Genomic DNA, 12193 nt, shown 5'->3' with positions numbered 1-12193 from the left:
TGCCTCATGGGACTGAACTCAATCGGCCTGCTGGCCACCTTCTCGGTGCTGGCGGTGGCGGCGCTGGCGGCGACGGTGTGGCTGTGGCCACGGCTGAGCGCGGCGCGCCTGAGCGCCGTGCTGGGCCGGGTGGGCGCGCTGGCCGTCTGCCAAGGGTTCACGCTGGCCGCCCTGGGTCTGGCGGTGAACCAGTACTTCGCCTTCTACAGTTCCTGGAACGATCTCCTGGGCACCGACACGGGGACGGCGCCGATCACGGTCGCCGCCTCGGGGCTGCAGGTGCTGAGCACCCGCTCGGTGCCGGGCGGGCGGATCGAACAGGTGATCATGCCGGGGCCGTCCACGCGCCTGAGCGAGGAGGCGTACGTGTTCCTGCCCACGGCGTACCTGAAGCACACCACGGAGCGCTTCCCCGCGATCATCGCGCTCACCGGCTACCCGGGGGATCCGCGCAACCTCATGACCCGGCTCGACCTGCCCGGCCGGATGGCGAAGGCGATCGCCCAGCACCAGGTCAAGCCCACGGTCCTGGTCATGATGCGGCCCAGCGTGGTGCTGCCGCGCGACACCGAGTGCGTGGACGTGCCGGACGGGCCGCAGATCCAGGCGTACTTCGCGAACGACGTCAAACATGACATGACCACTCACTACCGGGTGGCGGAGGGCCGGGACTCGTGGGGCATCCTGGGCGGCTCGACCGGCGGCTACTGCGCGCTCAAGATCGTCATGAGCCATCCCGACCAGTTCTCCGCGGCGGTCTCGCAGTCGGGCTACTTCAAGACGATCGTCGACAACACCACCGGCGACCTGTTCCACGGGGACAAGTCGGTCGAACAGCGCAACGATCTGATGTGGCGGCTGGCCAACCTGCCCGCGCCCCCCGTGAACGTGCTCGTCACCAGCAGCAGGAAGGGGGAGAGCGACTATCCGGCGACCATGAGGTTCCTGAGCGCGGTGAAGCCGCCGATGCGGGCGTCCTCGCTGATCCTGCCCAGCGGCGGGCACAACTTCAACACCTGGAACCGCGAGCTCCCGCAGGCCCTCCCGTGGCTGGCCCAGCAACTCGTCACCCCCGCCACCTGAATGGTCAGCGGCCGGAGGGGCGCAGGAGGCGCAGCGCCTTCTCCTTCTCGAAGTCCAGCGCCCGGCGTGGCACCTGGATCCGCCCGATCCGGATCCCGAGGTCGCGGACGGCCGCCGCCACCGTGGGCTCGCTGAGCACCCGCAGCGCGAAGGCCAGCTCCGCGGGTGAGACGTCGAACTGCTTCTCCAGCTCCACCCCCTGCGCCACCGCCGCCAGCTCGTCAGGCCCGAACCGCCGGTGCGCCCCCTGCTCCCGCACGGGCGGCAGCAGACCGAGTGCCTCCCGATATCGGAGCATTCGAGGGGACATGCCGAGCCGCTTCGCGGCCTCCGTGATACGCATTCTTACATTCTTACGTCAGTTTCGGCCGCCCCGAGATGCGCACCCCTCGTAGAGCCACCTAAACTCGTCGGGACAACCATCAGTGACGCGAGGGGAAACCCGATGGACTTCAAGGTCGCAGACCTTTCACTTGCCGACTTCGGCCGCAAGGAGATCCGGCTCGCCGAGCACGAGATGCCCGGCCTCATGGCGATTCGCAAGGAGTACGCGGCCTCCCAGCCCCTTCGCGGTGCGAAGATCATGGGCTCCCTGCACATGACGATCCAGACGGCCGTCCTCATCGAGACGCTCGTCGCGCTCGGCGCCGAAGTCCGCTGGGTCAGCTGCAACATCTTCTCCACGCAGGACCACGCCGCCGCCGCGGTGGTCGTCGGCCCCAATGGCACCACGGACGACCCGCAGGGCGTGCCGGTGTTCGCCTGGAAGGGCGAGACGCTGGAGGAGTACTGGTGGTGCACCGAGCAGGCCCTCACCTGGCCCGGCGGTGACGCGCCCAACATGATCCTCGACGACGGCGGCGACGCCACGCTGCTGGTGCACAAGGGCGCCGAGTACGAGAAGGCGGGCGCCGTGCCGGCCGCCACGGCCGACGACCCGGAGGAGTGGCACGTCATCATCGACCTGCTCACCCGCACGGTCGGCGACGACAAGCGGTGGACCAAGATCGCCGAGAGCATCAAGGGTGTCACCGAGGAGACCACGACCGGCGTGCACCGCCTCTACGAGATGCACAAGAACGGCCAGCTCCTCTTCCCGGCCATCAACGTCAACGACTCGGTCACCAAGTCGAAGTTCGACAACAAGTACGGCTGCCGCCACTCCGTCATCGACGGCCTCAACCGCGCCACCGACGTGCTCATCGGCGGCAAGGTGGCCGTGGTGTGCGGCTACGGCGACGTCGGCAAGGGCTGCGCCGACGCGCTGCGCGGCCAGGGCGCCCGCGTCATCGTCACCGAGATCGACCCGATCTGCGCGCTCCAGGCGGCCATGGACGGCTTCCAGGTGACCACGCTGGACGAGGTCGTCGGCATCGCCGACATCTTCGTATCCTCCACCGGCAACTTCAACATCATCACCGCCGACCACATGGCGAAGATGAAGCACCAGGCGATCGTCTCCAACATCGGCCACTTCGACAACGAGATCGACATGGCCGGCCTCGCCAAGCAGCCCGGCATCACGAAGAACAACATCAAGCCGCAGGTCGACGAGTGGGTCTTCGCCGACGGCCACTCGATCATCGTCCTCGCCGAGGGCCGCCTGATGAACCTCGGCTGCGCCACCGGCCACCCGAGCTTCGTCATGTCCAACTCGTTCACCAACCAGGTGATCGCGCAGATCGAGCTGTTCGCGAAGACGGCCGAGTACCCGATCGGGGTCTACACGCTGCCCAAGCACCTGGACGAGAAGGTCGCCCGCCTGCACCTCGACGCCCTGGGCGTCAAGCTCACCGAGCTCACCAAGGAGCAGGCCGCCTACATCGGCGTCCACGTCGAGGGCCCCTACAAGCCCGACCACTACCGGTACTGATCTTTTTCCTTGGCTCCGGGAGGGTTTCTCGCCTCCCGGAGCTTTCCGCTATACCCCGTTTTTTACGGCTGAGCACGGTGGGCCGCACGCGCCGACGTCAGTGGCCGTCCGTCATGGCCGGTCGTGAAGGCTCACGGGTCGCTCGCCGTGACGACGCGTGTTCTTGGCCGTCTTCTTCGCTCAAAGGGCTGGCATGGATCTCTGGGAAAGTGGCGAGCGGCAGATCTCCTGGGCCGCTCGTTCGATGCCGGTGTTGACCGCGATCGGAGAGCGGTTCGGCATCGAACGGCCCCTGGACGGGCTGAAGATCGCCGCCTGCCTGCACGTCACCGCCGAGACGGCCGTTCTGATGGGGGCCTTGAAGGCGGGCGGGGCCGAGATCGCGCTCGCCGCGTCCAACCCCCTGTCCACGCAGGACGACGTGGCCGAGGCGCTGCGTGTTTACGGAATCTCCGTGCACGCGCGGGCCGGCGTCGATCGGGCCACCTACTACCGGCACATCCACCAGGCGCTCGACCTTGAGCCCGACCTCGTGCTCGACGACGGCTGCGACCTGGTGAACATTCTCCACACCGAACGCACCGACCTGCTCGAACACGTCACGGGCGGGTGCGAGGAGACCACCACCGGGATCATTCGGCTGCGGCAGATGGCCGCCGAGGGCGCGTTGAGGTTCCCCGTCGTGGCGGTGAACGACACCCGGACCAAGCGCATGTTCGACAACCGCTACGGCACCGGGCAGTCCACGCTGGACGGCATCATGCGCGCCACCAACGCCATGCTGGCCGGGCGCACGGTGGTCGTGGCCGGGTTCGGGTTCTGCGGGCGGGGTGTGGCCGAGCGGGCCAAGGGGTTCGGCGCGCGGGTGATCGTGACCGAGATCGACGCCGTGAAGGCGCTCGACGCGACCCTCCAGGGGTATGAGGTCCGGCCCATGGCGCAGGCGGCGATGCTCGGCGACCTCTTCGTCACCGTGACCGGCAACCGCGACGTGATCAGGGCCGAGCACCTGTCGGTCATGAGGGACGGCGCGATCCTGGCCAACGCCGGGCACTTCGACGTGGAGATCGACGTGCGCGCGCTGGACGAGCTGGCCACCGAGGTGCACCGCGGGGTGCGGCCGAACACCGACGAGTACGTGCTGCCCGACGGCCGGCGGCTGCTGCTGCTCGCCGAGGGCCGGCTGGTCAACCTCACCGCCGCCGAAGGCCATCCCGCGGCCGTCATGGACATGTCCTTCTCCGCGCAGGCCCTGGCCGTGGTCTGGCTGGCCGGCGAGCGTTCCCGCCTCGATCCCGGTGTCTACGACGTCCCGGAGGAGATCGACCACGAGGTCGCCAAGCTGAAGCTGGCCGCGGCCGGGATCGGGATCGACGAGCTCACGCCCGAGCAGGAGGAGTATCTCCACTCCTGGAGGGTCGGTTCCTAGAGGGACCCGAGGGGGCTGTGGGGTTGGCGTGGCCGATGGTATTGCAGGATGATCGGATGATCCTGGTATGTCCGGCGGTGGAGAAAGGGTCTGCCACGTGAGTCCATCCCCCAAGTCCCTTCCGATGGGAGGGTTCGCGTTCTCCGCCCTCGGTGTCGGCGCCGTGGTCCTGCAGATGCTGTCCGTCGCCTACCCCGACGGCGACCCGGCCAAGGCGCGCGAGGCCGCGCGTCTGTTGCGGCAGCTGGCCACGCGGGTGGACACGAGCCTGGACGACGTGGAGGACGTCGCGCGAACGGTGTGGCGGCCGCCCAGCTCCGGCGCGGGGGTCGACGCCTTCAGGAAGTACTTCAACGAAGATCTCACGCCCTATCCGCCGCACGTGTCCGCGTACCTCCGCGGGCTGGCCGACGCGGTCGACGACTACGCGGACATGCTGGAGCAGACCCAGCACGCGCTCCACACGATGGCCATGATCCAGTGGCTCGAGCTGCTGATGTTCTTCTGCTGGCCGGCCATCGACAAGAAGGTCCAGGTGCTGATCAACTGGGCGATGCGCAGGAGACAGGCCGGGCTGCTGCTCAAGCTGTTCAACCACGCGGTGGGCAAGCGCTTCATCTACGCCGTGGGCGGCAGCCTCGCCTACACGGCCCTCGACCAGCTGCTCGTCGACGGGATCAAGCTGGGGCGCGGCGAGGACATGGGGTCGTGGGGCGACCGGGGCGAGTACATGGTGAAGAACTTCGCCGCGGCGATGGTCTTCTACCATGTGGATCCCGCCAATTTCGGAAAGGCCGCCAACCTGCTGCCGAAGAACAAGGCGGCGCAGAACGCCATCGTCTTCCTGACCGGGTCGTCCATCTTCACCACCACGGCGAACGCGCTCAACCGGCCCGGCGACGTGATCGACGATCCGGCCAGCCTGCTGCCCACCTGGGAGCAGATGCTCGCCAAGCTGGGGGTCGCCGCGGGCCAGGACCAGTTCAGGCGCTGGCGCGGATACTGACGGCTGGTGACCACGTAGCTAGTCCTGGCCGAAACGCCTGACCTCGTCGGCGAACGGGGTCAGGCCGTCCGTCATCATCCCGGCCATCTGCTTGGCCAGGTCCGCGGCGGCTTCGTTCGCGGCGGCGAGCACCGCCTCCGCCAGCGCGTCCGCGCCGAGCCGCATCGCCCGCGGGTCGATGCGCAGGCCGCCGAGCGCGCCGCTCGGCAGCACCTCGGCCTTCACCTGGCCGTTGGCCGCCTGGCCATGGCCTCGGAGGTTGTCGAGGCTTTCGCGCAGCTCCTGCAGCGGCCGGAGATCGGCCTGGAACTGGGCGAGCAGGCGCTGCATCTCCTCGTCGAGGAAGGGGGCGCCGTCGTCTGGTGCGGTCATCGGGTCTCCGAACAACGTCAGGGGTTGAGCTTTCCGTCCGACTTCGAGTACTTGGGCGGGTCGGACACTTTCGGCAGGGACTGGATGCTGGCCCAGTGTGCGACGTCGAAGCCGGTCTTCATGCCGGCCAGCCGTTCGGCGATCCCGGGATAGACGTCGCGTAACGCGTTGACGTAGGTCTCGGCCTTCTTCAACCCGGTGGAATAGCCCTGTTTGAAGGTGTTCGCCGTCTCGTCCGTGCCGGCGAAGTCGCCCAGCGCGGTGATGGCGTCGAGGATCCGGCGGGCGTCCCTGGCCAGCTCGTCGTGCTCGGTGATGAAGCCGCCGGCCGCCCCCGTGAAGGCGCTCCCGCGGACATCGATGTTCGGCACGCCCGGGCGGCCGAGGCCGGGTGAGCTCGGCGAAGGGGTGGGGACGGGATACGTGGGGGCAGTCGTGGGAGTCGGCGACGCCACAGGCGCTTTGGTTGGCGACGGCGATGGCGTGGGCGTCGGGGTGGGTGTGGGGGAAGGGCTTGGCGACGTCGGACTCTGGCTGGGCGTCGGGGATGGGGAGCTTGGGGTGGGCGTGGGGCTGGACGTGGGTGTCCCCGTGGGTGTTCCTGTGGGGCTCGGTGTGGGTGACCCCGTGGGGGTGACCGACGGCGTGGGCGATGCGGATGGAGCGTTTGAATCTGCCATGGACGTGACATCCTCCTCGCACATTGCCTGCACTACCGGCAGGGATAGTGTACTTTAGCGCCGGGACGAGGCCCCCGTCCTCGAAGTTCCGGCCTTTCTAAAGGGCGGCCTGCATCTGCTGCATGCGGCGGATCTCGGCGGCCTGGGTCACGCTGACGTCGCTGGCCAGCTCCTCGACCCGGATGTGCGAGCCGCTCGTCAGCACCTGCTCCGACATCTTGATCGCCCCCAGATGGTGGTTGATCATGAGCTCCAGGAACATCCGGTCGAAGTCCTTGCCCTTGGCCGCCTTCAGGGCCTCCATCTGGGCGGGCGTGGCCATCCCGGGCATGCCCTCGTGCGCGGCGTGGTGCTCGGGCACCGTCTGCTGCTGCTCCCGCAGCCACGTCGTCATGAACTGGATCTCCGGCCCCTGGGCGTCCTTGATTCGGCCCGCCAGGTTCTTCAGCTGGGCCGACTCGGCCCGGGTGGGCGCGAGGAGCGCCATGTCCAGGGCCTGGCGGTGGTGGACGATCATGTCCTGGACGTACTTGATGTCGGACGCGTTGGCCGTGGCCGAGGGGACGGCGGTGGCGGCCTCGCTGGGCGACAGCGTCTTGGCCTGCTCCCCGGGGCGGCCGGGAGCGAGCACGGGCGCGGTCGAGTCGGCCCGTGGCGCCGGCGGCGGAGAGGAGGAGGTGCAGCCGGAGAGGGCAACGACCGTGCCCATGATGACGATGAGCGCGGCGCGCACCCGCAACCTCCCTGACTGACTCGGACGAGAATGCGCACTCTAGGCCATAAGTGGACAAATTAAAAGAGAGTGAACAGGAACAAAATTTGACAAGTTGTCTGCTTGGCCAGTCGAGGGGGGAAACGCGAGGATGGCGTAGATTTATGCTCTCTTTATAGGAGGATCCCTAGTGTTCTCCCTCCGCAGGGCCCTCACCCTGGTCACGGCGGTCGTGGCGATGGCCGGCGTCGTCTTACCGGCTCAGGCCGCGGACATCCCGGCTCCTGGCGAGATCGTCATGAGTCCCAACATCCAGCACATCACCAACGTGCCCAAGCCCGAGGCCCTGGCCGACATCCACACGGACATGGCCTTCCAAGGCGACTACGCGTACGTCGGCAACTACTACGGCTTCTCGATCTACGACATCAAGCGCCCGAAGCGGACCTCGCTGGTGAGCTCGGTCGTCTGCCCCGGTGGCCAGATGGACATGTCCGTCTACGGCAACCTGCTCTTCGGCTCCGTCGACTCCTCCCGCAACGACGACTCGTGCAACAGCACCTCGCAGCCCGCGTCGGTCAAGGAGTCGTGGGAGGGCATCCGCATCTTCGACGTCTCCGACAAGGCCAACCCGAAGTACATCAAGTCGGTCGAGACCAACTGCGGCTCCCACACGAACACGCTGGTGCCCGACCGCAAGGGCGAGAACGTCTACATCTACGTCTCCTCCTACAGTCCGAACGCCTCGTTCCCCGACTGCCAGCCGCCCCATGACCTGATCTCGATCATCAAGGTGCCGCTGCGCGACCCGACGGCCGCCACCGTGATCGGCGCGCCGAACCTCTTCCCCGACGGCGGCTACGGCGGCGTCTCGCAGCCCTACCCGAACGGGAAGTCCGCCACCACCGGCTGCCACGACATCACGGCCTACCCGGAGAAGGGCATCGCCGCCGGCGCCTGCATGGGCGACGGCATCCTGCTCGACATCCGCAACCCCGAGCAGCCCAAGGTCACCGCGACCGTGCGCGACGAGACGAACTTCGCCTTCTGGCACTCGGCGACGTTCAACAACGACGGCACGAAGGTCATCTTCACCGACGAGCTCGGCGGCGGGACCAGGGCGACCTGCAACGAGGCCATCGGCCCGAACCGGGGCGCCAACGCGTACTACGACATCGTGAACGGGCAGCTCCAGTTCAGGAGCTACTTCAAGATCTCGCGCCACCAGGCCGACACCGAGAACTGCGTGGCCCACAACGGCTCGCTGATCCCGGTCAAGGGCCGGGACATCATGGTGCAGGCGTGGTACCAGGGCGGGATCTCGGTGGTGGACTTCACCGACTCGGCCCACCCGCAGGAGATCGCGTTCTTCGAGCGCGGCCCGGACAACACCGCGCCGGCGCTCAGCGGCGGCTTCTGGTCCGCGTACTACTACAACGGCTACATCTACGGGTCCGACTTCAACCTGGGCCTGGACGTGCTGAAGATCAACGACTGGCGTACGAACCGGGCGAACGGCGTCAAGATGCGCTCACTCAACGCGCAGACCCAGACGTCGTATCCCGAATACGGCCACTGATCCCCAGGCGGCGAGGGCCCCGACCGGGTCCTCGCCGTTTTCACTTATCCAGACATATGCGATAAGGAGTCTCGGAGTGTTCAATCCGCGTCGTGCCCTCGTCATGGCCGCGGCCGCCGTCGCGTTAGCGCTGACGAGCGTTCCCGCCCTGGCCACCGACATCCCACCGCCCGACGCCGTGGTCACCAGCCCCAACGTGACCCACGTGCTGAACATCCCCAAGCCCGCCCCGATCGCCGGCACCATCAACACCGACATCACCTTCCAGGGCGACTACGCCTACGTCGGCAACTACGGCGGCTTCTCGATCTACGACATCAGCAACCCCAAGAAGGCCAAGCCCGTCAGCTCGGTCGTCTGCCCCGGCTCCCAGATGGACGTCAGCGTCTACGGCGACCTGCTGTTCACCGCCGTGGACTCCTCGCGCAGCGACGACTCGTGCAACAGCACGGCGCTGACCGCCGATCACAAGGAGGCCTGGGAAGGCGTCCGGATCTTCGACGTCTCCGACAAGGCCAACCCGAAGTACATCAAGTCGGTCGAGACCAACTGCGGCTCCCACACCCTGACCCTGGTGCCGGGCAAGGGCCGCGACCGGAACAAGAACGTCTACATCTACGTCTCGTCCTACAACCCGAACGCCACGTTCCCCGACTGCCAGCCGCCGCACGACAAGCTCTCGATCATCAAGGTGCCGCTCAGGAACCCGACGGCGGCGGCGGTCGCGGCCACCCCGGTGGTCTTCCCCGACGGCGGCAACGAGACCCAGCCCGGCCTGCTCCTGCCGACCAGCGGCTGCCACGACATCACCGCCTACGCCGAGAAGGACATCGCGGCGGGCGCGTGCATGGGTGACGGTGTGCTGTTCGACATCTCGGACCGGCTGAACCCGAAGGTCACGGCCAGGACCACGGACCCGAACTTCGCGTTCTGGCACTCGGCCACCTTCAGCAACGACGCCAAGAAGGTCGTCTTCACCGACGAGCTCGGCGGCGGCGGCGGGGCCACCTGCAACGAGGCCACCGGGCCGAACCGCGGCGCGGACGCGATCTACGACATCTCGAACGGGCAGTTCACGTTCAAGAGCTACTTCAAGATCCCGCGCTACCAGGCCGACAGCGAGAACTGTGTCGCGCACAACGGCTCGCTGATCCCCGTCAAGGGCCGGGACATCATGGTCCAGGCCTGGTACATGGGCGGGCTGTCGGTGTGGGACTTCACCGACTCGGCCTACCCGAGGGAGATCGGCTACTTCGAGCGCGGCCCGCGCTCGGCCGGCGGTGGCGGCGGCATCTGGTCCGCGTACTACTACAACGGCTACATCTACGCGGCCGACTTCCACGAGGGCCTCGACGTCGTCAAGATCACCGATCCGCTCACGAACAACGCCAGGCACGTCCGCACCGACCGGTTGAACGTGCAGACGCAGGAGTCGTACCGCAACTGGTGACCGATCCCGTCCCTGTGCGCCGCTCTCACTGAGGCGGCGCGAACCCGCCCGGAGTCGCCCTCGGCGGCTCCGGCGCGGGGGGCCGGGGCTGCGGCTGGTAGGACGCCGGGGGCTGGGGCTGGTACGGGCCCGGCTGCGCGTAGGGCGGCTGGGGCTGGTACGGCGACGGCTGTGCGTAGGGGGCCTGGGGCGGGCGGCCGTTGGCGGCGCGTTGCGCGAAACGTACCTGCTCCCTCCTGCGGCGCTCGGCCAGGACGGCGCTCAGGTACGCGTGCGGCGGCACCCCCGCGGGCGCCGCGGGCGAGACGAAGGACGCCGTCTGGGTCGCGATCCGCACCCCCATCTCATGCTGGACCTGCGGCGACAGGTCGTGCCACCGCGACAGGTACTGCCGGGCCGCCTGCGCCACCTCGTCGGGGAGCTGGGAGAGCTCCAGCGTCGCCGCCCAGGCCGCCAGCGGCGGCGGCATCACAATGAGCTGCCCGGAGTCGCGCGGAGCCCGGTCGGAGATCACGATGGTGCCGGCGAAGACGTCGCCGAGCCGCTTGCCCCGCTGCGAGACCAGCGACGCGATCAGCGCGGGCGCCCCGGAGAGCATCCAGAACTCCACGACCCCGGCCAGGCCGCGGAACAACGCCTGCCTGAAGCGCTCGGGACTGCCGTCGTCGCTGACCACCCGGAGCCCGAGCGCGAGCTTGCCGAGGCTGCGTCCCCTGGTCAGCGACTCGAAGATCACGGGGTAGCCGACCAGCACCAGCACCATGAACACGATCATCGCGGCCCCGAACATGGCCGAGTCCGAGATGACCGAGAACGCGCCTAAGATCGCATAGGCGGCGATCAGCACCGTGAACTGCACGGCCATGTCGATGACGATCGCCAGCGCGCGCGAGGGCATCTGGGCGATCCGCACTTCGACGACGACCGCGTCGCCGGTCACAACCTCAGACATATGTGGAGCCTAACGGCTGTGTACTGGTGTTTGAGCGGCCAGAATGTTCGGGTGGACATCGATGCGTTCGTCACAGCTCACCGCCCCGTGTGGGACCGGCTCGATCATCTGGTCAAGCGCCGTTCGTCGCTGACGGGTGCCGAGGTGGACGAGCTGGTGGACCTCTATCAACGCGTGTCCACCCATCTTTCCATCGTGCGCTCCTCGTCCGGGGACGCGATGCTGACCGGCCGGCTGTCGGCGCTGGTGGCGCGGGCCAGGTCGGCGGTGACCGGGGCGCACACGCCCGCCTGGCGGGAGCTGGTGAGGTTCTTCACGGTGTCGTTCCCCGTGGTGGCCTACCGGGCGCGGTGGTGGTGGCTGGGGAGCACGGTGGCGTTCATCGCGGTCGCGTGGGTGATGGGCGCGTGGGTGGCGGCCAACCCCGACGTCCAGGCGACGATCGGCTCGCCGGACGAGATCGCCCAGCTCGTCGACCACGACTTCGCCGACTACTACTCCGAGCACCCGGCCGCCTCCTTCGCCAGCCAGGTGTGGGTGAACAACGCGTGGGTCGCGGCGCAGACGATCATCTACTCGGTGCTGCTCGGCCTGCCGATCCCGTACGTGCTCTACTCGAACGCCGCGAACGTCGGCATCTCCGGCGGTCTCATGGCCTCCCGCGACAAGCTGGACATCTTCTTCGGCCTGATCACGCCGCACGGGCTGCTGGAGCTGACCGCCGTGTTCCTGGCGGCGGCGGTCGGGATGCGCCTGGGCTGGACGGTCATCGACCCGGGGCCGCGCCGGCGGACGGAGGCCCTGGCCGAGCAGGGCCGGGCGGTGATGAGCGTGGCGCTGGGGCTGGTCGTGGTGCTGTTCGTGTCGGGCCTGATCGAGGCGTTCGTCACGCCGTCCGGGCTGCCGACGTGGGCGCGCGTGAGCATCGGCGCGCTCGCGGAGGTGGTCTTCCTGCTGTACGTGATCGCCTTCGGCCGCCGTGCCCTGCGCCAGAACGAGACCGGCGACCTCGAACGGGCCCCGGACGTCGCCCCGACGGCCTGACCCCCGGCCCAGG

12 protein-coding genes are annotated in these 12193 nt (G+C 68.2%); 7 read left to right on the top strand and 5 right to left on the bottom strand.

All coding sequences use genetic code 11. From position 1 onward, the window contains the following. The first annotated feature begins 6 nt into the window (after positions 1–6). Complete coding sequence (locus AB0L65_RS10470) at positions 7–1083, top strand: alpha/beta hydrolase-fold protein (RefSeq protein ID WP_364242933.1); 1077 nt, start codon at positions 7–9, stop codon at positions 1081–1083. 4 nt (positions 1084–1087) lie between these two features. Here the strand turns inward: AB0L65_RS10470 and AB0L65_RS10465 are convergent, their stop codons facing one another. Further along, the gene (locus AB0L65_RS10465) at positions 1088–1426 is read right to left on the bottom strand and encodes a MerR family DNA-binding transcriptional regulator (protein ID WP_192790205.1); all 339 of its coding nucleotides are present in this window, start codon (positions 1424–1426) and stop codon (positions 1088–1090) included. Between the two features lie 102 nt (positions 1427–1528). On the opposite strand from AB0L65_RS10465, the gene ahcY reads away from it, so the two are divergent. The 3 genes from ahcY (at position 1529) to AB0L65_RS10450 (ending at position 5391) form a co-directional block, all read left to right on the top strand. Continuing rightward, complete coding sequence (gene ahcY / locus AB0L65_RS10460; protein ID WP_364242931.1) at positions 1529–2956, top strand: adenosylhomocysteinase; 1428 nt, start codon at positions 1529–1531, stop codon at positions 2954–2956. Positions 2957–3149: 193 nt separating this feature from the next. Then, the gene (locus AB0L65_RS10455; RefSeq protein WP_364242928.1) at positions 3150–4385 is read left to right on the top strand and encodes an adenosylhomocysteinase; all 1236 of its coding nucleotides are present in this window, start codon (positions 3150–3152) and stop codon (positions 4383–4385) included. A gap of 97 nt (positions 4386–4482) precedes the next feature. Next, positions 4483–5391 (top strand): hypothetical protein, encoded by a 909-nt coding sequence (locus AB0L65_RS10450; RefSeq protein WP_364242925.1) that lies wholly within the window; start codon positions 4483–4485, stop codon positions 5389–5391. A gap of 18 nt (positions 5392–5409) precedes the next feature. Here the strand turns inward: AB0L65_RS10450 and AB0L65_RS10445 are convergent, their stop codons facing one another. The 3 genes from AB0L65_RS10445 to AB0L65_RS10435 form a co-directional block, all read right to left on the bottom strand. After that, entirely contained in the window at positions 5410–5763 is a 354-nt protein-coding gene (locus tag AB0L65_RS10445; protein ID WP_364242922.1) for a YbaB/EbfC family nucleoid-associated protein, read from the bottom strand. A 17-nt stretch (positions 5764–5780) separates the two neighbouring features. Continuing rightward, a complete protein-coding gene (locus tag AB0L65_RS10440) occupies positions 5781–6134 on the bottom strand; it encodes a hypothetical protein (RefSeq protein ID WP_364242919.1) in 354 nt (117 codons plus the stop codon). Positions 6135–6540: 406 nt separating this feature from the next. Then, complete coding sequence (locus AB0L65_RS10435; protein WP_364242916.1) at positions 6541–7176, bottom strand: DUF305 domain-containing protein; 636 nt, start codon at positions 7174–7176, stop codon at positions 6541–6543. Between the two features lie 169 nt (positions 7177–7345). Here AB0L65_RS10435 and AB0L65_RS10430 point away from each other — a divergent pair, with 169 nt between their 5' ends. Next, positions 7346–8734, top strand: coding sequence for a hypothetical protein (locus tag AB0L65_RS10430; RefSeq protein WP_364242913.1), 1389 nt, complete (start codon positions 7346–7348; stop codon positions 8732–8734). A 76-nt stretch (positions 8735–8810) separates the two neighbouring features. Further along, a complete protein-coding gene (locus AB0L65_RS10425) occupies positions 8811–10184 on the top strand; it encodes a hypothetical protein (protein ID WP_364242910.1) in 1374 nt (457 codons plus the stop codon). Between the two features lie 25 nt (positions 10185–10209). On the opposite strand, the gene AB0L65_RS10420 is transcribed toward AB0L65_RS10425, so the two are convergent. Then, positions 10210–11136, bottom strand: coding sequence for an RDD family protein (locus AB0L65_RS10420; RefSeq protein WP_364242907.1), 927 nt, complete (start codon positions 11134–11136; stop codon positions 10210–10212). Between the two features lie 51 nt (positions 11137–11187). Between AB0L65_RS10420 and AB0L65_RS10415 the strand changes: the two genes are divergently transcribed. After that, complete coding sequence (locus AB0L65_RS10415) at positions 11188–12180, top strand: stage II sporulation protein M (RefSeq protein WP_364242904.1); 993 nt, start codon at positions 11188–11190, stop codon at positions 12178–12180. Positions 12181–12193: the final 13 nt, after the last annotated feature.

The organism is Nonomuraea sp. NPDC052116, assembly GCF_040680035.1.
In the GTDB taxonomy this organism is placed as follows: Bacteria; Actinomycetota; Actinomycetes; order Streptosporangiales; family Streptosporangiaceae; genus Nonomuraea; species Nonomuraea angiospora_A.
Note: the sequence above shows the minus strand (reverse complement) of the source record. Positions and strands in the feature narration are given on the sequence as shown.